Origin of the sequence: Phreatobacter aquaticus (genome assembly GCF_005160265.1) — a bacterium.
Lineage (GTDB): Bacteria > Pseudomonadota > Alphaproteobacteria > Rhizobiales > Phreatobacteraceae > Phreatobacter > Phreatobacter aquaticus.
On sequence record NZ_CP039865.1, the window covers coordinates 2,369,608 to 2,388,967 of the forward strand.

General features: G+C 66.3%; 20 protein-coding genes and 1 other RNA gene. 13 read left to right on the top strand and 8 right to left on the bottom strand.

Translation table 11 applies throughout. The features are described 5' to 3' along the window. Positions 1-360 precede the first annotated feature (360 nt). Positions 361-1,230, bottom strand: coding sequence for a CAF17-like 4Fe-4S cluster assembly/insertion protein YgfZ (gene ygfZ, locus E8L99_RS11100; RefSeq protein ID WP_137099592.1), 870 nt, complete (start codon positions 1,228-1,230; stop codon positions 361-363). 311 nt (positions 1,231-1,541) lie between these two features. Here ygfZ and E8L99_RS11105 point away from each other — a divergent pair, with 311 nt between their 5' ends. From E8L99_RS11105 to E8L99_RS11125, 5 genes are all read left to right on the top strand, one after another. Beyond that, positions 1,542-2,867, top strand: coding sequence for a dihydroorotase (locus tag E8L99_RS11105; protein WP_137099593.1), 1,326 nt, complete (start codon positions 1,542-1,544; stop codon positions 2,865-2,867). 282 nt (positions 2,868-3,149) lie between these two features. Continuing rightward, positions 3,150-3,827, top strand: a complete 678-nt coding sequence (locus tag E8L99_RS11110) for an outer membrane protein (protein ID WP_137099594.1) — start codon at positions 3,150-3,152, stop codon at positions 3,825-3,827. Positions 3,828-4,106: 279 nt separating this feature from the next. Beyond that, complete coding sequence (locus E8L99_RS11115) at positions 4,107-4,811, top strand: outer membrane protein (protein WP_137099595.1); 705 nt, start codon at positions 4,107-4,109, stop codon at positions 4,809-4,811. A 241-nt stretch (positions 4,812-5,052) separates the two neighbouring features. Then, the gene (locus E8L99_RS11120) at positions 5,053-5,769 is read left to right on the top strand and encodes an outer membrane protein (RefSeq protein ID WP_137099596.1); all 717 of its coding nucleotides are present in this window, start codon (positions 5,053-5,055) and stop codon (positions 5,767-5,769) included. Between the two features lie 119 nt (positions 5,770-5,888). Beyond that, positions 5,889-6,512 carry a class I SAM-dependent methyltransferase gene (locus E8L99_RS11125; RefSeq protein ID WP_137099597.1) on the top strand — a complete coding sequence of 208 codons (624 nt, stop codon included), beginning with the start codon at positions 5,889-5,891 and terminating at the stop codon, positions 6,510-6,512. A 186-nt stretch (positions 6,513-6,698) separates the two neighbouring features. On the opposite strand, the gene E8L99_RS11130 is transcribed toward E8L99_RS11125, so the two are convergent. The 6 genes from E8L99_RS11130 to E8L99_RS11155 all read right to left on the bottom strand — a co-directional run bounded on the left by E8L99_RS11130 (position 6,699) and on the right by E8L99_RS11155 (position 10,322). After that, entirely contained in the window at positions 6,699-7,520 is an 822-nt protein-coding gene (locus E8L99_RS11130; protein WP_137099598.1) for a DUF2336 domain-containing protein, read from the bottom strand. A gap of 132 nt (positions 7,521-7,652) precedes the next feature. Beyond that, positions 7,653-8,408: a hypothetical protein gene (locus tag E8L99_RS11135; protein ID WP_137099599.1), complete on the bottom strand. Its 756-nt coding sequence runs from the start codon at positions 8,406-8,408 to the stop codon at positions 7,653-7,655. A gap of 35 nt (positions 8,409-8,443) precedes the next feature. Further along, positions 8,444-8,704, bottom strand: a complete 261-nt coding sequence (locus E8L99_RS11140) for a hypothetical protein (RefSeq protein ID WP_137099600.1) — start codon at positions 8,702-8,704, stop codon at positions 8,444-8,446. A 143-nt stretch (positions 8,705-8,847) separates the two neighbouring features. Continuing rightward, on the bottom strand, positions 8,848-9,282 hold the full coding sequence (locus E8L99_RS11145) for a TIGR02301 family protein (RefSeq protein ID WP_137099601.1): 435 nt from the start codon (positions 9,280-9,282) through the stop codon (positions 8,848-8,850). A 53-nt stretch (positions 9,283-9,335) separates the two neighbouring features. Further along, positions 9,336-9,773, bottom strand: a complete 438-nt coding sequence (locus E8L99_RS11150) for an NUDIX hydrolase (protein ID WP_137099602.1) — start codon at positions 9,771-9,773, stop codon at positions 9,336-9,338. Between the two features lie 36 nt (positions 9,774-9,809). Next, the gene (locus E8L99_RS11155) at positions 9,810-10,322 is read right to left on the bottom strand and encodes a hypothetical protein (RefSeq protein WP_137099603.1); all 513 of its coding nucleotides are present in this window, start codon (positions 10,320-10,322) and stop codon (positions 9,810-9,812) included. A 118-nt stretch (positions 10,323-10,440) separates the two neighbouring features. Here E8L99_RS11155 and E8L99_RS11160 point away from each other — a divergent pair, with 118 nt between their 5' ends. Further along, positions 10,441-11,172: an SOS response-associated peptidase gene (locus E8L99_RS11160; RefSeq protein WP_137099604.1), complete on the top strand. Its 732-nt coding sequence runs from the start codon at positions 10,441-10,443 to the stop codon at positions 11,170-11,172. 15 nt (positions 11,173-11,187) lie between these two features. On the opposite strand, the gene E8L99_RS11165 is transcribed toward E8L99_RS11160, so the two are convergent. Beyond that, positions 11,188-12,633: an FAD-binding oxidoreductase gene (locus E8L99_RS11165; protein WP_137099605.1), complete on the bottom strand. Its 1,446-nt coding sequence runs from the start codon at positions 12,631-12,633 to the stop codon at positions 11,188-11,190. 155 nt (positions 12,634-12,788) lie between these two features. Here E8L99_RS11165 and ssrS point away from each other — a divergent pair. From ssrS to E8L99_RS11200, 7 genes are all read left to right on the top strand, one after another. Further along, a non-coding RNA gene (gene ssrS / locus E8L99_RS11170) (6S RNA) lies at positions 12,789-12,944 on the top strand. 51 nt (positions 12,945-12,995) lie between these two features. Further along, positions 12,996-13,925 (top strand): polyprenyl synthetase family protein, encoded by a 930-nt coding sequence (locus tag E8L99_RS11175; RefSeq protein WP_137099606.1) that lies wholly within the window; start codon positions 12,996-12,998, stop codon positions 13,923-13,925. Between the two features lie 74 nt (positions 13,926-13,999). Further along, positions 14,000-15,520, top strand: a complete 1,521-nt coding sequence (locus E8L99_RS11180) for an ABC transporter substrate-binding protein (RefSeq protein WP_252511339.1) — start codon at positions 14,000-14,002, stop codon at positions 15,518-15,520. A 60-nt stretch (positions 15,521-15,580) separates the two neighbouring features. Beyond that, positions 15,581-16,498: an ABC transporter permease gene (locus tag E8L99_RS11185; protein ID WP_137099607.1), complete on the top strand. Its 918-nt coding sequence runs from the start codon at positions 15,581-15,583 to the stop codon at positions 16,496-16,498. A 1-nt stretch (position 16,499) separates the two neighbouring features. Continuing rightward, positions 16,500-17,399: an ABC transporter permease gene (locus E8L99_RS11190; protein WP_252511340.1), complete on the top strand. Its 900-nt coding sequence runs from the start codon at positions 16,500-16,502 to the stop codon at positions 17,397-17,399. Next, on the top strand, positions 17,396-18,361 hold the full coding sequence (locus E8L99_RS11195; RefSeq protein ID WP_137099609.1) for an ABC transporter ATP-binding protein: 966 nt from the start codon (positions 17,396-17,398) through the stop codon (positions 18,359-18,361). Before E8L99_RS11190 ends, E8L99_RS11195 begins: the two co-directional genes overlap by 4 nt. Next, positions 18,358-19,335 (top strand): ABC transporter ATP-binding protein, encoded by a 978-nt coding sequence (locus tag E8L99_RS11200; protein ID WP_137099610.1) that lies wholly within the window; start codon positions 18,358-18,360, stop codon positions 19,333-19,335. Before E8L99_RS11195 ends, E8L99_RS11200 begins: the two co-directional genes overlap by 4 nt. Positions 19,336-19,360: the final 25 nt, after the last annotated feature.

Sequence of the window (19,360 nt, forward strand, 5' to 3'; positions counted from 1 at the left end):
GAAGATGGTTGAGGTTTCACGAAAACAGAATCTCAAACGTCTTGTTTTTCGATCTATATTGGTTGTCGTCGGGCGAAATTATGCAACCTCAAGTATTTTCCGGCGACGTCATGCCGATAGGGCAGGGCTGACGTGTGGATCATCCGATAGCGACATCAGGCCCCTCACCCTAACCCTCTCCCCGCAGGCGGGGAGAGGGGATGTCTCCGCTCCCGTCGCGTCAGCCTGCGCACATGATCTGGTGTCGAGAACCGCACGCTGGCTGAGCCTGGCGGCCTCTGTTCCCTCTCCCCGCCTGCGGGGAGAGGGCTAGGGTGAGGGGCCACTGAGCCACGAAAACGAGGCGCGCCCCGCCTTCTTTCAGCCAGCCTTCTCGTCCGTCATCTCTCCCGGCCAGGCAAACCTGGCCCAGTCCGGCTTCACCACCCGAACCGCAATTCCACCAGCCGTCAGCGGCTCGCCCGCGGTCATCGCATCGGCCACCTTGTCGAGGCGCAGTTTCGCCAGCGCCCGGCCGCTTCGCACCGAGCCCAGATGGCCGATGAGCCTGTCGCCGGCCACCACGTCGATGCCCTCCAGCGGCTCCGGCCCGTCATAGCCGATGGGCACGATGCGGGTGCGCGCGGTGCCGCGATGCTGCATGCGGCTCACCACTTCCTGGCCGACATAGCAGCCCTTGGTGAAGGACACGCCGTGGAGCTGGTCCATGTCGGTCTCGTGCGGGAAGGCGTCGCCATAGGCGAAGTCGCGCCCGCCCTCCGGGATGCCGATCGCCACGCGATGGGCGTCGTAATCCGCGCCCGACGCGTTCTCCACCGGCAGCGGCTGGAACATCCGCCAGCCAAGCGCGGGATGGCGCGGATCGCGGTAGAGCAGCCCGCCGACCTCCGGCGCAGTCTCGCCGCCCCAGAAGGCTGTGACGCCCAACTGGTCCGACTGGTCCTCCACGATCACCTTGGCGCGCAGCTTGTAAAAGCCGAGCTTGCGCGCAAGGTCCGCCGCCAGCACGCGCTTCACGTCGAGGAGATAGCCGCCGCCGATCGCGTCGGGCGCGCGCACCACCAGAAAATCGACGATGATCTTGCCCTGGGGCGTCAGCAGCGCGCCGAAGCCCGCCTCGCCCTCGGCGAGAGCCTCGACATCGCAGGTGACGAGGCCCTGCAGGAAGTGCCCGGCATCCTCGCCGATCACCCTCACCACGCCGCGTTCGCCGAGATGGGCCTGCTGCATTGTTGCGTTCCCTGTCAGTGTCTTACGTGCTTTCCCGCAACCTAGCACACACGTCACCCCCGGCGAGCCCGCGAGGGCGAGGGAAGGGGGGCCAGGAATGCTGCGGCCGGACAACGCAATCGAAAGTCTGGATCCCCTTCCCTCGGCGCCTTGCGCCTCGCCGGGGATGACGATTGTGCTCGTCTGGCGTCATGCGGACGAACGGCCATGCACTGCAGCCGCCATCTTGGCACCCTTGCCGTTCTCCGACATAAGCGTGTCGCCGCGCGGCTCAAGCCCCAAGACCATTCATCCGACCGGAGACCTGCCCCATGCCGACCTATGACGTGATCTACAGGAACGGCACTCTGGTCAATCAGGATGGCCGGACGAGCCGCGATATCGGCGTGACCGGTGGTCGCATCGCCGCCATCGGCGACCTCAGCCAGGCCTCCGCCGGCGAGGTGGTGGACTGCACCGGTCTCCACATCCTGCCGGGCGTCATCGACAGCCAGGTCCATTTCCGCGAGCCGGGCCCCACCCACAAGGAAGATCTCGAATCGGGCTCGCGCGCCGCCGTCATGGGCGGCGTCACCGCCGTCTTCGAAATGCCCAACACCGACCCGCTGACGATCTCGGAGGCAGCGCTCGCCGACAAGGTGAAGCGCGGGACGAACCGCATGCACTGCGACTTCGCCTTCTGGGTCGGCGGCACCCATGAGAACGCCCAGCATGTCGCCGAGCTGGAGCGCCTGCCGGGTGCAGCCGGCATCAAGGTGTTCATGGGCTCGTCGACGGGATCGCTGCTGGTCGAGGACGACGAGGGCGTCGCCTCGATCCTGAAGAACACGCGCCGCCGCTCGGCCTTCCATTCCGAGGACGAATATCGCCTGCGCGACCGCAAGGGCGAACGCATCGAGGGCGATCCGCGCTCGCACCCGGTCTGGCGCGACGAGATCGCGGCGCTCACCTGCACCGAGCGCCTTGTCGGCATAGCCAAGCGCTTCAACGCCAAGATCCACGTCCTCCACATCTCCACGGCGGAAGAGATCGACTATCTCGCAGGCCACAAGGATGTGGCGACCTGCGAGGCGACGCCCCATCACCTCACCCTGGTCGCGCCGGACTGCTACGAGCGGCTCGGCACGCTCGCCCAGATGAACCCGCCGGTGCGCGATGCCCGCGCCCGTGCCGGCATCTGGAAGGGGATCGATCAGGGCATTGTCGACGTGCTCGGCTCCGACCACGCGCCGCACACGCTGGAGGAAAAGCAGAAGACCTATCCGGCCTCGCCCTCGGGCATGACCGGCGTCCAGACGCTGGTTGCCACCATGCTCGACCATGTGAATGCCGGCCGCCTGACGCTGGAACGCTTCGTCGATCTCTCCAGCGCCGGCCCCGCCCGCATCTTCGCCATCGCCGGCAAGGGCCGCATCGCGGTCGGCTATGACGCCGACCTCACCATTGTCGACCTGAAGCGCCGGCAGACCATCACCAACAGCTGGATCGCCTCGAAGAGCCAGTGGACGCCCTATGACGGCGTCGAGGTGACCGGCTGGCCGGTCGGCACCATCATCCGCGGCCGGCGGGTGATGTGGGAGGGTGACCTCGTCACGCCGTCAGGCGGGCAGGCCGTGCGTTTCCAGGATCAGCGCTGACGGGAGAGCAGGGGAGTGGCGCCATGGCGAGTGGGTGCGGTCGATTGCGAAGGATGTCGTTGCACGCTCGAGCCCTGCCGGGATCAGTTGATCCGCAATGGCTTTGCATGTTTGGCCTGCCTGATCGACGAGGCGTGACCAAGTGAACGCCGCAAAACTCTTCAACGGGCGGAGTGGACAGCTCCAACGCTACGTAAACTCGGTGATTGTGTTGCCCTGGGGACACGCAATTGGAGATGGTTCCCTGATACGGTAGCCCATCATCACCTGAGGTTTCCCCCCATGCGCCGCATTCTCCTCTCCGCCGCTTCCGCCTTGGCTCTCGTGACAGGCGCCCAGGCTGCCGATCTCGGCGTCCGCCGGGTCGAGGTCCCCTCGGCCATCATGGCATCGGGGTTCAGCTGGACCGGTTTCTACGCTGGTGTGCACGCCGGTTATGGCTGGGGCCGAAGCACGGGCACCAACCCCTTCGGCGGTCAGTTTCCGTTGAGCACCTCCGGCGCGCTGTTGGGCGCGCAGGTCGGATACAATTATCAGATCAACAGCCTCGTTCTGGGTGTGGAGGCTGACCTCGCCTACACCACGATCGGCGGGCACACCGCCCTTGGTCTGACCGGGCGTAACAACATGCTTGGATCGCTTCGCGCCCGTGCCGGCTTTGCAGTCGACAGGTCGCTTTTCTACGTGACCGGCGGTCTCGGCATTCAGACTGCGTCTTTCACCCAGGGTGCTGGGGCGGCCGAGAAGTACACGCGCTTCGGCTGGGTTCTGGGCGCTGGCTATGAATATGCGATCACCAACAATTGGACCGTCAAGGCTGAGTACATGTACTATAACTTCGGTACACGGACTCTTGGGCCGATCTACGCCGGCACCCTTCGCTCTGATGGTCACACCGTCAAGCTCGGCGTGAACTACCTGTTCTCGACCGGCCCGTCGGCGGTCGTCGCCCGCTACTGAGCCCATCCGGCGGCTTGCCGCCCGGACATTTGCCAGCAAGCCCGGCCCGCAAGGCCGGGCTTGTTGCATTTGGCATGACCGGCTACCTCGTCGTCATGTCGGGTGGGCAGCCGCGCGCCTGCCGAGGGCAGCGGTGCGCGGGCACTGTTGCGGTCGTGCAACATTGCCAACGGGTTTTGCTCCCGTAGGGGCAACCTGACTTGTCGCGGAAACGGGACTCTTTGTAAGTGACGGTCAGCCGAAACTGACCGTGCCCTAGTCCATCGAAGTGAGATACCCATGAAGAAGCTTGCATTCGCTGCCATCGCCGCCGCCGCCATGATGGGCCAGGCCCAGGCCGCCGATCTCGGCGTGCGCCGCGTCGCCGTTCCCGCCGCCATCGCGGCGCCGGTGTTCAACTGGACCGGCTTCTATGCTGGTCTGAATGTCGGTGTCGGCATTGCCAACACCAATTTCTCGGTGCTCGCACCTGGCTTCCCCGGTTCCGGCAGCGGCTTGGTTGGCGGCGCGCAGATTGGCTACAACCACCAGATCAACAACTTCGTCATCGGCGTCGAAGGCGACCTCGGCTATTTCGGCGTGTCGCGCTCGGCCGTTGTTGGCGGCGCCACCGTCAACTGGAAGACCACCTGGGATGCCTCGCTGCGCGCCCGCGCCGGCGTCGCGATCGACCGTACGCTTCTCTACGTGACGGGCGGCGTGGCCTTTGCCGATCTCACCCTTCGTCAGACCCCCGCCGGTGGTGCGACGGTGTCCGGCAGCCAGACCCGCGTGGGCTGGACGCTGGGTGCCGGCATCGAGCACGCGCTCACCCAGAACTGGACGGTTCGCGCCGAATATCTCTATGCCAACTATGGCAGCAAGATCATCCGCAGCAACAATGGCGGCGTGACGGACCCGGTTAGCCTGCAGGAGCACAAGGTCCGCATCGGCGTGAACTACCTGTTCTCGACCGGCCCCTCGGCGGTCGTCGCCCGCTACTGAGACCATCCGGCGGCACATTGCCGCCTCCGACATTGCCATCAAGCCCGGTCCACAAGGCCGGGCTTGTTGCATTTGGGCAGGCTAACAGCGGCAGCGCGAAGCGACGAAGGCCACCTGTTGCGGCGTTGTCACAAGCCGCGGCAAAGAGCAACCCCGCGTCAGATGCCCTAGCGGAATCACTTCGCCTGAATAAAGTACACGTCTGCATTCATCATGAACCCCTTCATCTCCTGGACAAGTTATGAAGAAGATCGCTCTGGGCGTGCTGACCGCCGCCGCTCTTGCCGGCAACGCTCAGGCAGCCGATCTCGGCGTTCGCCGCGTCGCCGTTCCCGCCGCAATCGCGGCGCCGGTGTTCAACTGGACCGGCTTCTATGCCGGTCTGAATATCGGCCTCGGTATCGCCAACACGAATTTCGGCGTTGTGATCCCCGGTGCTCCCAGCTCGGGCTCGGGGCTCGTTGCTGGCGGCCAGATCGGCTACAATCATCAGATCAACAACGTTGTCCTCGGCGTTGAAGCTGATCTCGGATATTTCGGCGTGTCGCGCACTGCGGCCATCGTTGCCGTCGGCGGCCCGACGACGATTTTCACATGGAAGACGACCTGGGACGCCTCGCTGCGCGCACGCGCCGGCGTCGCTGTCGATCGCGCCCTGCTCTACGTGACGGGCGGTGTGGCCTTTGCCGATATTGGCATCCGCCAGACCTTGCTCGCTGTCACCGCGACCGGCGGGCAGACCCGCGTGGGTTGGACGCTCGGCGCCGGCCTTGAATATGCCGTGACCCAGAACTGGACCATTCGCGGCGAGTATCTGTACGCCAATTACGGCCGCAAGGGCATTACGGCCAATACAGGTGTCACGAGCCCCCCGGTCAGCCTGCAGGAGCACAAGGTCCGCATCGGCCTGAACTACCTGTTCTCGACCGGCCCCTCGGCGGTCGTCGCCCGCTACTGAGACCATCCGGCGGCAGGCTGTCGCCACTGACATTTCCAGCAAGCCCGGCCCGCAAGGCCGGGCTTGTTGCATTTGGCGAAGCAGGAAGATCGTCCTATATTGTTCGCAAGGAGAATGGGATGACGGTTGGACTGAACGCATCGACAGCCGGCTATGCCGAGGAAGCCGACAGGCTTGCGGTGCAATATGAAAGCATCGCTTTCGCCGACGTGCATGCGCTCGTGCTGCCGTTCTTTCCCGCCACTCCGGCGGATGTTCTGGATGTCGGCGCCGGAACGGGCCGCGATGCGGCGGCGCTGGCCGCCCTGGGCCACCGGCTCGTCGCGGCCGAGCCGACCGCCGAATTGCGCGCTCATGGCGAGCGCTTGCATGCCGCCCATCCGATCGTCTGGCTGGATGACGGCCTGCCGGATCTTGCCGGGACCCGCGCGCTCGGTCGCCGCTTTGATCTCATCCTGCTGACCGCCGTTCTGATGCACCTTGATGAGGGCGACCGGCAGACGGCGATGGCGGTGCTGGCGGGCCTGCTCAAGCCCGGGGGCCGGCTCATCCTGTCGCTGCGCCACGGTCCGGTGCCTCCGGGGCGGCAGATGTTCGATGTCCCGGCCGACGAGGTGACGGCTGTCGGCAGGCGCCATGGGCTGGTCGAACGCCACCGGGCCACGCGCGGCGACATGTTCGATCGCGGCGGCGTCAGCTGGAGCCACCTGGTGCTGGAGACGCCGGTTGGCGGGGCAATGTGATGGGCCGATTGCCACCGGCCTTGCCGTCATGCCCGCCACGAGGGTCGGCGTGACGCAACTGCAGGATGTGCTTTCCCGTGATGTCTTGGAAGAGCGACGCCTCTCTCCTGTTCCACGAAGGCTCCGGATGACAAGCCGGGCGGATCCGGCCTCCGGAGGCCCCGCATGGAACCGGTGGCGCCGATCTCAGACGAAACGCACCCCGATGTGCTTGCCGTCGTGCCAGACCCTTTCACACTCACGGATCACCCCGCCATCCCTGCCGGTGAACACCAGCCGCAAGGCGCGCGGCACCTGATCGGAGGAGCCCATCCTGAGGCGGGCGCCCGTGCGCGAGACGTCGACCAGGGTGCAGGCCGCCACCATTGCGCCCTCGTCGGTCTTGAGTTCTGCCGGGTAGTAGACGGCCTTGCGCACCGACTTGCGGTGCTCGCGCAGGCGCACCTTGCGCCGCGCCTTGATGAGCTCGGGAGCGCGGTCCGAGAAGCTGGCGCCTGGATTGTGCGACAGCGCCCGCATCACGGCCTCGTTGCCATGGACGATCAGGGCATCGGTCAGCGTGCTGGCCAGCTGCGACCGGCGGGCGACGGCCAGAAGATGGGACGGGCCGCGGCGCGAAATGATGCCAAGCAGCGCCTCGTCGTCGAGACACTCCGAATGGATCAGGATCGGCCGCGCCACCTCGATCCAGTCGTCATTGGCCAATTGCTCGACGATGCCGGCCGGCGCATCCGCCTCGGCCGCGACCCATCGGGCGATCTCTTCCTTGACGTCGGGGTCGGCGATGGCGATCAGCCGACCGATGACCTGTTCGAAAATGTCGGCTTCGGTGTCGCTGAGCGTCTCGGTATCGGCGATGAACCGGTCGATCAGGCGCCGGATCTTGCCGGCCAGCCTGTCGCGGCCCGCGTCGGCCAGCAGCTGACCGATCTCGTCCCGCGACGTCTCGCCGGGGCCGGTCGGAACTGGGGCGGACGCGGCCGCGGCTGCAGCTGATTTTTTCGACATGGGGGACCGCTTGCCAAGGCTTCGCGACGCTACGAAATCCAGCAATCATAACGGGTTGAGCATTGCGGATTGCTTAAGCGCTGCCGCGAAAATCCGGGCTGCGGCCGGGTTCGGGCGATGGGCGTGGTCGCCTTATTCGCCCGCCAGGAAGAAGTGGAGCGTTCCGTCCGGGCCGATCCCAAGTCTCCAGAACACCCAGGAATTGAGCGTGCGCATGTCGCGCACGTCCTGCGCGGTCATCAGCCGGTAGAGATCCACCGATTGCTGCGGCGTCAGCGTCGCTAGCGGCACATGGGCGAGATAGGGCCAGACATACATTTCCTGCGGCGTGCCCTTGTTGATATGGGCGGCCGGAAGATCGAGGATGTTCAAGAGGATAGCCAGGATCTCGTGGCCCTGTCCGTCGCCGGAGGCCTGCTTCCAGAAGGCGATCGGGTCGCGTTCCTGGCCGCGCGTGAACACCGGCGTCGTCTCGTTCATCTGGAACACCACGCCGAGCCGCTCGATATTGCCGGACTTCGCCGCCAGGATCAGCTTCTCGCGGGTCGCGCCGACCCGCTCGCGGAGGTCCTCGTTGTCGGGCAAGAGGTCGACCGAAACGGTGCGTGTCGCCGGGCGAGCCGGCTGTGCGGCAGCCGCAGGCGCGGCTTGACGCGGGACTTGGGCCGCAGGGCTCGCTGGAGGGGCGGCAGGGGGTGACGCAGGTGCGCCGTTCGGGCCGGGTGTCACATCGCGGATGGCGGGGCGCAGCGGGCCGCCGGCGGGTGCCTGCGGCTGGGCGGAGGAGGGCAGGCGCGCACGGTCGGACGGCATGATCTGCGCCACCGCGACGCCCAGCGCCAGGGTGGAAATCACCGCTCCGACGATGGCTGCGATGCGCGGGCTCATGCCGGTCTACCCCATGGCATCAAGACGGTGGCAGCTCAGTGTGACGAGCGTTCCACCGTGAACTCACCATTGCGGACGCGCTCGGCCAGCCGCTCGGCGAACACCGCGCTGGCTTCCTCGCCATAGGTCGCGACCATCTCCACGAACGAGGCGAAGATCGCGGCTTGGGCGATGCAGTCGACGTCGAGCCCGTCGAGACGCGCTTCCGCAAAGGCCTCCGAGACATAGCCCATCGCCGCCTGGCGCTGGTCCTCGGCTTCGATCGATCTTGCGTCGGTCACAGGCAGAAAATGCATCATCACGTCCGAAATCGGGCCGCAGAACTGGCCTTACCCCACGACAAGACCCTAGCATGGGTGTCCGGCGCCACGAGCCAATTCTGACCGGAAGGTTAACGCCACCCGGCAATTGCGGTGAAAATGCCGGAACGATCGCGAGGTCAGTTGACGAAGCGGCTGGTGATGTCGCTGACGATCCGCAGGCCCTCGTCGGCATAGCGCCGGGTGGCGACGCGGGCGGCTGCGGTGCAGGTGCGATAGGTCGCCTCGAAACCGCCATAGCCGCGGTTGAAACTCTGGGTCAGGCGGTCGCGGCGCTCGGCGGTGGTGGCTTCGGCATCGATCAGCGCCTGCATTTCGCGGCGCCAGGCACCGGTCTCCGGCGAGGGACACAGGGTGCGCAGATAGTGCAGCGCGCCCATGATCTCCGACAATCGAATTAATTGTGGCTCGTAGGGGGCCTGGAGGAGTGCGTCCGGTACAACCGGAGGTGGTGGAGTGGGTGCTGCGGCGCGCGACTGAGCGAGGGCCGGCGCGGTGGCGAGCGTCAGTCCCAGCAGGGCGGCAAGCGTCAGGGCGGAAGCGAGGCGCAGCATGCCTCCCCATATGCGCCAGCGCCCGCCCGGCCGCAACAGCGGGCTGCGCCCGGTCATCGCGGATCGGCCAGCGCGAAGGCGGCAGCGAGCGCATCGTGCAGCCCCTCGGTGGTCGGCAGGTCTCGCGCCTCGCTGGCACTCACCCACCGGATGTCGGAGGCCTCGGGCGACAGGACGCCTTCGCCGGCGATCCAGCGGGCGGCGAAGGTGACGACGACGAAGTGACGGGAGACCAGGCCCTCGGCGTCCCGGACGATGATGTCGCGGGCGCCGCAGAGACCCACAGGGGCTGCCGTGACCTCGACCTCTTCCATCAGTTCGCGCGCGGCCGCTTCCGCCAGCGTCTCGCCGATCTCGACCACGCCGCCGGGCAGCGAGTAGAGGCCTGCGCCCGGCGCATTGGCGCGGGCGGCAAGCAGCACGCGGCCCTCGCGGATCACGGCGGTGGAGACCGCGAGGATCGGACGGTTCGGATAGGCGCGGTCGGACATCCGGCAGCCTCCGGGCGCGCTTAAGGGAAGCGGGCTCTAGCGATCCATCAGGGCGTCGATGGCGTCCTGTGCGGAGGGCGGCGCCATCAGGTCGTCATCCTCGTCGACGACGGCGTTCATCAGCCCGACCGTGTGGGCGGCGAGCGGTTTCAGCTGGGCTGCCGCCTCGCGGGCAATGACCCCGGCGCGCGGCGTCGGGCCTGCTGCAATCAGGCCAGCGATCACATCGACCATGATCGTGTCCATCTCGGCGACCGCCGCCAGGAACTTGCGCCGGACCACGATCGGCGCCTGCTGGAAGGCAGCGATAGCCAGTTCCTTGTCGCGATAGTTGGAGCGGGCGAAATGGTCCTCATAGGACAGGGGCGTCCAGCCGATCACGTCGTCGATGCAATCCGGCATGGACGGAATCAGCTCGAGAAGCATGATGGCTTCGTTGAAATGGTTGAGGTAATCGGTAGCCAGCCGGGTTTCCGGATGGATGTTGGCTGCCCGCAGACGCTCTGGCGTGAGCTGCGGGGGGGCTTCGTCGATCACCGGGGCAGACATCGAAACCATTCTGGTCCTTCGTGCTTACCCGGCAATCAGCCATGGCTACGGTGAAAGAAGCCTTAAGGAACCACAGGGTCGCCAGGGCAATTCGCATCTGACGGTAAGGGAATGCGGTATGTGCAGCCGTTATGCCATCACGACAGCTCCGGAAGCCCTGCGGGCATCCTTCGGATATGTGGATCTTCCGAACTTCCCGCCGCGCTACAACATCGCCCCGACCCAGCCTGTACCGGTGATCATCTGCGATCACGGGATTCGTCATTTCACCTTGATGCGCTGGGGCTTCATGCCCAGTTGGGTCAAGGAGCCGAAAGACTACCCGCTGATCTTCAACATCCGTGCCGAGACCGCCCGCGAGAAGCCGTCGTTTCGCGCCGCGTTCCTGCGTCGCCGGGCGCTGATGCCCGCCGATGCCTTCTACGAATGGCAGCGCGAGGGGCGGGTCTCCACGCCCTGGATGATCCGCAGCACCGATGGCGCGCCCTTCGCCTTCCCCGCGCTGTGGGAGACCTGGGAGGGGCCGGAGGGGTCGGCCGTCGATACCGTCGCCCTGATCACCACGGCATCGCAGGCGCCGCTCGCGACCATCCATCCGCGCAGCCCGGTGATTCTGAACCGCGCTCTGTGGAGCGAATGGCTCGATCCCGAGACCAAGACCGAGCGGGCCGAGGCCATGCTGACAGCGCCGTCGGCTGACAGCATCGTCCTCAGTCGCATCTCGAAGGCGGTCAACAAGGCCGCCAATGACGGACCTGAGGTTCAGGAGCCCTATCGGGAGACGGCCGAACCGCCACCGGCCCCGAAGAGCCGGAAGGTCGGCGATAGCGGGCAGGGGAGCCTGTTCTGACGGACAGCGCCCGGCTCAGAGCACCTTGCCGGGATTGAGGATGCCCTTGGGGTCGAGCACGGCCTTCAACGTCCGCATCAGGTCGAGTTCGACCGGGTCCTTCACGCCGGGCAGCAGCTCGCGCTTCATCCGGCCGATGCCATGCTCGGCCGAGATCGAGCCGTGATACTTGCCGACAATGCCGTGGACCAGCGCCTGAACCTCGTCCCACCGCCCAAGGAAGGTCGCCTTGTCCATGTCGAGCGGCTGGCTGAGATTGTAGTGGATGTTGCCGTCGCCGAGATGGCCGAACGGCACCACGCGGCAGCCGGGCATCAGCGCCTCGCAGGCGGCATTGGTTTCGGCGATGAAGGCCGGCACCGAGGCGACGGGCACGGACACGTCGTGCTTGATCGAGCCGCCCTCCTGCTTCTGCACCTCGCTCATGCCCTCGCGGATGCGCCAGAACGCATTGCGCTGGTCGATGCTGTCGGCAATCGCCGCGTCCTCGATCAGCCCATCCTCGAAGCCGCTGGAGAGGATCTCCTCGATCGTCTCGCGCAAGCCGCCCGCGGCGGCCGATGACAGTTCCATCAGGCAGTACCAGGGCGAGGGTTGAGCCAGCGGATCGCGCACGCCGGGCATGTGCTTCAGCACGAACTCGAACAGGTTGCGCGGCATCATCTCGAAGCCACTCACGGCCGGCCCCGCCTTCTCCTGGGCCCGCGTCAGCAACGCGAGCGATGCTTCCGGCGACGGTACGCCGACCCAGGCCGCCTCGATCGAGCGGGGTGCGGGCGAAAGCTTCAGCACGGCGCCTGTGATGATGCCGAGGGTGCCCTCGGCACCGATGAACAGGTGCTTCAGGTCGTAGCCCGTATTGTCCTTCTTGAGGGTCCGGAGCCCGTTCCAGATCCGGCCATCGGCCAGCACGACTTCCAGGCCGAGCACGAGGTCGCGGGCCAGGCCATAGGCGACGGCCTGGGTCCCGCCGGCATTGGTGGAGAGGTTGCCGCCGACCGTGCAGGAGCCCTTGGAGCCGATGTTGAGCGGATAGAGCCGGTTGACCTCGGCAGCAGCGTCCTGCGCCTGTTGCAGCGTGACGCCGGCATCGACCGTCATGATGTTGCCGGCCGGGTCGATCGCCCGGATACGGGTCATGCGGTTGAGTGATAGGATGATCTCGGCGCCGTCCTCATGGGGCAGGTGGCCGCCGACCAGGCCCGTGCCGCCGCCCTGGGGCACGATCTTGGTATCGGTCTCGGCGGCAAGCTTGACGATGGCCGCGACCTCTTCGGTGGATCCGGGGCGGAGCACCAGCGAGGTCCGCGTGACATAGAGGTCACGCCAATCCTTCAGATAGGGCTGCTGGTCGTCCGGATCGGTGATCGCATAGCGCTCGCCGACGATCGCCGAGAAGCGCTTGACGAGGTCCTGCGGCAGCGGCGGGGCAAGATGGTCGACGGGCTTTGGCAGAGGCATGGCGGACTTCGGCGTTTCGCTTCGGGGGTCTCGGTCCTTATTGGGCCGGGTGCGGGCGCGGGGTCAACCGGTCAGACCGGATGTCTGGAGTGACGCCATGCGGCCTTTGTGCCGATTGGCTCTTCCGGTTCGGGCCCGCAAGGCCTATCTTGATGACGGAGCTGCGACGTTCGTCAGGGCACAAATTTCCTCGGGGCCTTATCGATCTCTAGGGAGCTGTCCCTGCCCTTGTCCGTGGACTTGGGCACACGGCGCCCACCTACTTAGGTAGGTTCCCGGGATCGCTTGTCCAACGACGAAGCGGCTCCACTTCTCGTCCCCTGCCTCTTGACGGCTGGCGCGTCCTGCGCCACGCCTCGGCCATGGTCGATACGCCTTTCGCGGCCGCCCTTGCCGAGGTCGCAGGCCTTGTCGAGGCGGCCCTCCAGAACATTCTCGATGACGCGCCACTGCCCGGCGAAACGGCTCGGCCCGAGCGGCTGATCGGCGCCATGCGCCATGCCGTGCTGGCCGGCGGCAAGCGGCTGCGGCCGTTCCTGGTGGTCGAGACAGCGCGTCTGTTCGGCGTTCCGGATCAAAGTTCGATCCGCGCCGGAGCCGCCCTCGAACTGGTCCATTGCTACTCGCTGGTCCATGACGACCTGCCGGCCATGGATGACGACGATCTCAGGCGCGGCAGGCCGACTGTTCACAAGGCCTTTGACGACGCGAGCGCCATCCTCGCCGGTGATGCGCTTCTGACCCTGGCCTTCGACGTGATGGCGGATGAACGGGTGGATGCCGATGCCGCGGTGAGGATCCAGCTTGTCCAGGCGCTGGCACGGGCTTCGGGCCTGGGCGGCATGGCCGGTGGCCAGATGCTGGACCTAGCGGCGGAAGGCCGCTTTGGGGACGGCCGGCCCCAACTGCTGGACGATGCGGCGATCCGCCGGCTGCAGGCCATGAAGACTGGCGCGCTCATCCGCTTCGGTTGCGTGGCAGGCGCCATTCTCGGCCGGGCCTCCGCTGCCGAACGGGCGGCGCTTGACGCCTATGGCGCGATCATCGGGCTCGCCTTCCAGATCGCCGACGATCTGATCGACCATGAGGGTGACGCGGCCAGCGCCGGCAAGGCGACTGGCAAGGATGCCGCGCGCGGCAAGGGCACGCTTGTCTCGCTCAACGGGGCAGCCTGGGCGCGCGAGGAACTGGCCCGCCTTGTCGGCGAGGCGGAGACCAAGCTTGCTGCCTTTGGCCCAAGGGCTGACCGGCTGAAAGAGGCCGCCCGCTTCATAGCCATGCGCGATGTTTGAGCACTTCGCCTTGACTCATCACCTGCCGACGTCTCACGATTAGTGAAATCCCTAACGAGCATTGGACGGAGAGCATGATGCGCTGGGTTGTCGGTTTGGTACTGGGCGCAACGCTTGCCTTCGGCATGACGGCGCCTGCGGAGGCGCAGCGCCGCGCCAACACGATCCGCTTCGCCTACGACCAGGTGCCCGAGAACGTCGACCCCTATTTCAACAATGTCCGCATCGGCGTCATCATCGCCCACCACGTCTGGGATACGCTGATCTACCGCGATCCCAAGACCAACGAGTACAAGGGGCAGCTCGCCACCGCCTGGCGCTGGGTCGACGACAAGACGCTCGAGCTCGACCTGCGGCGCGGCGTGAAGTTCCACAACGGCGAAGAGTTCGATGCCGACGACGTCGTCTTCACGCTGAACTATGTGGCCAATCCGGCCAACCGCTCCACCACCCAGTCCAACGTCAACTGGATCGAGCGGGTGGAGAAGGTCGACCAGTTCAAGGTGCGCATCGTCACCCGCCGGCCGTTCCCAGCGGCCATCGAGTATCTGGCCGGGCCGCTGGTGATCCATCCGAACCAGTACTACGAGCAGGTCGGCCCCAAGGGCATGAACGAGAAGCCCGTCGGCACCGGTCCCTACCGCGTGGCGGAGCATCAGATCGGCCGTTCCATCACACTGCAGCGCAATCCCGACTACTTCGGCGAGAGCCCGAAGCCCAAGCCGACCATCGAGCGCGTCGTCATTCGCTTCATTCCCGACCGCCAGACCCAGATCGCCGAGATGCTGTCCGGCGGCCTCGAGTTCGTGATGAACGTCGCCCCCGACCAGGCCGCTCAGATGCGCGCCGTGCCGACGCTGCAGGTCGTGTCGGGCGCCACCATGCGCATCGTCTTCCTGCAGATGGCGACCATGGACAATTCTCCCGCGGCCCCTCTGCGTGACCTGCGCGTCCGCCGCGCCATCGCCCATGCGATCGACCGCAAGACCATGGCAAGCCAGCTCGTCGGTCCCGGCTCCGAGGTGATCAACGCGATCTGCTATCCGAGCCAATTTGGCTGCGATTCCACTGGCGTGATGACCTACGACTACGATCCCGCCAAGGCGCGCCAGCTGCTGGCCGAGGCCGGGTTCCCGAACGGTTTCGATACGGAGATCCACGCCTATCGCGAGCGCAACCAGTCGGAAGCGATGATCAACTACCTGCGCGCTGTCGGCATCCGCGCGACGCTGCGCTTCGGCCAATATGCCGCCATGCGCGAGCAGAGCCGCGCCTTCCGCGTGCCATTGGCGCACCAGACCTGGGGCTCATTCTCGGTCAACGACGTCTCCGCTGCGACCCCGGTCTATTATGGCGGTCTCGACGACGATCTGACCCGCGATCCCAAGGTGGTGGAGCTCCTCAAGCGTGGTGATACGGTCACCGATCCGCAGGCCCGTCTGACCGCCTATCGTGCCGCCCATGCGATCATCGCGGAGCAGGCTTATTCGGTACCGCTCTACAACCTCGTCACCTTCTATGTGGCGGCGAAGGACCTCGACTTCGCGGCCTATCCCGACGAACTTCCGCGGTTCTGGGAAATGCGCTGGAAATGAGCGAAGCTCCCGGCTGCGGCGCCCGCGCCGTGGTCGGAGTTCTAGAAGGCGCATGAACTGATGCTGATCTACACCCTCAAGCGCCTCGGGCTCGCGGCGCTGGTCGCCTTCGCCGTATCCGCGCTGGCCTTCGTGTTGCTGCGTCTCTCCGGAGACGTGGCGATCGCGATTGCCGGCGAGGGCGCGCGCGCCGAGGACATTGCCGCGATCCGCCAGCAATATGGGCTCGATCGCCCGCTGATCATGCAATATCTCGAATGGCTGGGGCGGACGCTGACCGGCGATCTCGGTCAGTCGCTCTACTTCAAGTCGCCGGTGATCGAGCTCATCCGTGAGAAGATCGCGACGACCCTAATCCTTGGCCTTGCCTCGATCGCCTTCGCGCTGATCGTCTCCGTGCCGCTCGGCGTCATGGCGGCGATCTGGCAGAACTCCTGGATCGACAGGCTGTGCCTGGCCATCGCCGTCGTCGGGCAGGCCCTGCCCAACTTCTTCTTCGCACTTTGCCTCGTCATGGTGTTCTCCATCGGTCTGCGCTGGCTGCCGGTCTCCGGCACCGATGGCTGGGAGAACTTCATCATGCCGACTGTGGCGCTGGGCTATTACGTCACGCCGCCCTTCATGCGGCTGGTGCGCGCCGGCATGATCGATGTCCTCGCCTCCGACTATGTCCGCACCGCCCGGGCCAAGGGCCTGCCGCCGCGGACCGTGGTGGTGAAGCACGCGCTGCGCAACGCTCTGGTGCCGGTGGTGGCGCTCACCGCCGTCCAGCTCGGCTTTCTGCTGGGCGGTTCGGTGGTGATCGAGACGGTCTTCGCCCTCGATGGTCTCGGCTATCTCGCCTACCAGTCGATCGCGCAGAAGGATTTCCCGGTGATCCAGGCGGTTCTGATGCTGCTGTCGGTCGGCTATGTCGGCCTGACGCTCGCCGCCGACCTGATCAATGCCTGGCTTGATCCCAGGATCCGGGTGGCCTGACATGACCGATATCCCCAACCCCAATACCTTCGATGTCGCCGAGCCCTCGGCCGCAATTCGCCTGTGGCGTCGCGTGCGCGGGCACAAGGGCCTGATGTTCGGAACAACCCTGTTCCTGATCATCGTGCTGATGGGTCTGACCGCGCCCTTCCTCGCCCCCTACGACCCCTATGACCAGGACCTGATGAACCGCCTCGTGCCACCGGTCTGGTACGAGAAGGGCTCCTGGGCCCATCCGTTCGGTACCGACAATCTCGGCCGCGACTATCTCTCCCGCACGCTCTACGGCGCGCAGATCTCGCTCTTGATCGGCATCGCCGTCATGACGATCTCGGGCGTCATCGGCACGGCGCTCGGCCTGATGGCCGGCTATTTCGGCGGCCGGGTCGACATGGCCGTCACCTTCATCGTCACGACGCGGCTGGCGCTGCCAGTCGTGCTGGTGGCGCTCGCCGTGGTCGCGATGGTCGGCGGCACGCTGCTGATCGTCATCGCTGTTCTCGGTTTCCTCAAATGGGACCGCTTCGCCGTCGTCATGCGCTCGGCGACCCAGCAGGTTCGCTCGCTCGACTATGTCGCCGCCGCGGAGGCCGCCGGCGCCTCGACGCCGCGCATCATCTTCGGCGAAATCCTGCCCAATGTGGCCCCGCAGCTCATCGTCGTGGCAACCGTGGAGGCGGCGAGCGCCATCCTGCTGGAAGCAGCGCTTTCGTTCCTCGGCCTTGGCGTGCAGCCGCCCTTGCCCTCGTGGGGCCTGATGATCTCGGAGGCCAAGAACTTCATGTTCTTCTCGTTCTGGCTGATCGCCATTCCCGGCACCGCGCTGGCTCTGCTGGTTCTCGCCATCAACATGATGGGTGACGGCCTGCGCGACGTGACCGCGCCGGAGGGGCGCTCATGACCGCCGTCCTCGACGTTGCCGATCTCAGGGTCGACCTGCCGGTGGCTGCCGGCACGCTCCATGCGGTGCGGGGCATCTCGTTTTCCATCGAGCGGGGCGAGACGCTCTGCCTGGTCGGCGAATCCGGCTGCGGCAAGTCGATGACCGCCTTCTCGGTGATGGACCTTCTGCCGCCGCGCGCGATCCGCTCGGCAAGCCGCCTGTCACTCGCGGGCGAGGATCTGGTCGCGGCAGGTCCTGCGCGCTGGAATGCGCTGCGCGGCGACCGGATGGCGATGATCTTCCAGGAGCCGATGACGGCGCTGAACCCCGCCTACACGATCGGCGAGCAGCTCACCGAGCACTACCGCCTGCACAAGCGCTCGAGCGCCGAGGAGGCGCGCGAGCGCGCCATCTTCCTGCTCGACAAGGTCGGCATCGCCAATGCCGGTCAGCGCCTGGGGCAATATCCCCACCAGCTCTCGGGCGGTCTTCGCCAGCGCGTGATGATCGCCATGGCGCTGATGTGCGGCCCGGACCTGATTGTCGCCGACGAGCCGACGACCGCCCTCGACGTGACCATACAGGCGCAGATCCTGCGGCTCCTGATGGACCTGCAGAAGGAGTTCGGGGTCGCGCTGCTGCTCATTACCCACGACCTCGGCGTGGTCGCGCGCATGGCCCACCGTGTCGCGGTCATGTATGCGGGCGAGATCGTCGAGACCGGCACCTCAGCCGAGGTCTTCGGGTCACCCAAGCACCCCTACACCCGCGGCCTGATGGACTGCATCCCGGTGCCGGGCCGGACCCTGCCGGGCGATCGCCTCGGCTCCATTCCCGGCGTGGTGCCGTCCCTCGTCGGCGACATCTCGGGCTGCGTCTTCCGCACCCGTTGCTCGCTTGCGGAAGCGGCCTGTGCTGGCGTGGTCCCCACCCACCGCCTTGGCGGCCACGCCTGGACCTGCATCAAGGAGGCCGCATGAGCGCGCTCCTGACCATTTCCGATGTCACGCGCTCGTTCGAGGTGAGCCAGGGCCTGTTTGCCCGCAAGAAGACGCTGCACGCGGTCAATGGCATCAACCTCACCGTCGAGAAGGGCGAGGTACTCGGCATCGTCGGTGAATCCGGCTGCGGGAAGTCGACACTTGCCAAGATGATCCTGGGGCTCCTGCCGGCAACCTCCGGAACGATCGCGCTCGACGGCCAGGACATGCGCTCGCTGGATCGCAAGGCAGTCGCGCGGCGCATCCAGCCGGTGTTCCAGGATCCCTATTCTTCGCTCAACCCGCGCAAGACCATCGCCCAGATCGTCGCCTTTCCGCTGGCGGTTCACGGTCTCGGCTCGGGCGAGGAACAACGCAACCGCGCGCTCGCCGTACTCGACAAGGTCGGCCTGCCCAAGCGCTTCGCGGATCGCTATCCGAATCAGCTCTCCGGCGGCCAGCGCCAGCGTGTGGCCATTGCCCGCGCCCTCGTCATGGAGCCGGAACTGGTTGTCTGCGACGAACCGACATCGGCGCTCGACGTCTCGGTGCAATCGCAGATCCTGAACCTGCTGCTCGATCTCCGCCGCGATTTCGGCCTGACCTATGTGTTCATCTCGCACAATCTGGCAGTCGTCGAGCACATCGCGACGCGGGTTGCCGTGATGTATCTCGGACGGGTGGTGGAGCGCACAGAGACGGCGCGGCTGTTCCATGCGCCCAGGCACCCCTACACCAAGGCACTCCTTGCCTCCGTGCTGACCCCCGAGCCCGGTGGCGGTATCCCCGAGACCGGACTTGGTCTTGCCTTCCCGGACCCGCTCAATCCGCCGCCTGGCTGCCCGTTCCATCCGCGTTGCCCCAGCGCCTTCGACGCTTGCCGCACCGTGGTGCCGCGGCCGATCGAGGATGAGGCGGGCTATGTTGCATGCCACCTTCACGATCCGGACATGGCGAAGGCGCTCGCTGCCTGAGCTAAGGTCCGCTCATCCGACATCG

Coding starts and splice junctions, on each gene's coding strand:
- E8L99_RS11140 (WP_137099600.1), bottom strand. CDS start 8,704: ATGCATTTTCTGCCTGTGACCGACGCAAGATCGATCGAAGCCGAGGAC.
- E8L99_RS11195 (WP_137099609.1), top strand. CDS start 17,396: ATGACCGCCGTCCTCGACGTTGCCGATCTCAGGGTCGACCTGCCGGTG.
- E8L99_RS11175 (WP_137099606.1), top strand. CDS start 12,996: ATGGTCGATACGCCTTTCGCGGCCGCCCTTGCCGAGGTCGCAGGCCTT.
- E8L99_RS11200 (WP_137099610.1), top strand. CDS start 18,358: ATGAGCGCGCTCCTGACCATTTCCGATGTCACGCGCTCGTTCGAGGTG.
- E8L99_RS11160 (WP_137099604.1), top strand. CDS start 10,441: ATGTGCAGCCGTTATGCCATCACGACAGCTCCGGAAGCCCTGCGGGCA.
- E8L99_RS11165 (WP_137099605.1), bottom strand. CDS start 12,633: ATGCCTCTGCCAAAGCCCGTCGACCATCTTGCCCCGCCGCTGCCGCAG.
- E8L99_RS11185 (WP_137099607.1), top strand. CDS start 15,581: ATGCTGATCTACACCCTCAAGCGCCTCGGGCTCGCGGCGCTGGTCGCC.
- E8L99_RS11125 (WP_137099597.1), top strand. CDS start 5,889: ATGACGGTTGGACTGAACGCATCGACAGCCGGCTATGCCGAGGAAGCC.
- E8L99_RS11130 (WP_137099598.1), bottom strand. CDS start 7,520: ATGTCGAAAAAATCAGCTGCAGCCGCGGCCGCGTCCGCCCCAGTTCCG.
- E8L99_RS11155 (WP_137099603.1), bottom strand. CDS start 10,322: ATGTCTGCCCCGGTGATCGACGAAGCCCCCCCGCAGCTCACGCCAGAG.
- ygfZ (WP_137099592.1), bottom strand. CDS start 1,230: ATGCAGCAGGCCCATCTCGGCGAACGCGGCGTGGTGAGGGTGATCGGC.
- E8L99_RS11135 (WP_137099599.1), bottom strand. CDS start 8,408: ATGAGCCCGCGCATCGCAGCCATCGTCGGAGCGGTGATTTCCACCCTG.
- E8L99_RS11180 (WP_252511339.1), top strand. CDS start 14,000: ATGATGCGCTGGGTTGTCGGTTTGGTACTGGGCGCAACGCTTGCCTTC.
- E8L99_RS11105 (WP_137099593.1), top strand. CDS start 1,542: ATGCCGACCTATGACGTGATCTACAGGAACGGCACTCTGGTCAATCAG.
- E8L99_RS11110 (WP_137099594.1), top strand. CDS start 3,150: ATGCGCCGCATTCTCCTCTCCGCCGCTTCCGCCTTGGCTCTCGTGACA.
- E8L99_RS11150 (WP_137099602.1), bottom strand. CDS start 9,773: ATGTCCGACCGCGCCTATCCGAACCGTCCGATCCTCGCGGTCTCCACC.
- E8L99_RS11145 (WP_137099601.1), bottom strand. CDS start 9,282: ATGCTGCGCCTCGCTTCCGCCCTGACGCTTGCCGCCCTGCTGGGACTG.
- E8L99_RS11115 (WP_137099595.1), top strand. CDS start 4,107: ATGAAGAAGCTTGCATTCGCTGCCATCGCCGCCGCCGCCATGATGGGC.
- E8L99_RS11120 (WP_137099596.1), top strand. CDS start 5,053: ATGAAGAAGATCGCTCTGGGCGTGCTGACCGCCGCCGCTCTTGCCGGC.
- E8L99_RS11190 (WP_252511340.1), top strand. CDS start 16,500: ATGACCGATATCCCCAACCCCAATACCTTCGATGTCGCCGAGCCCTCG.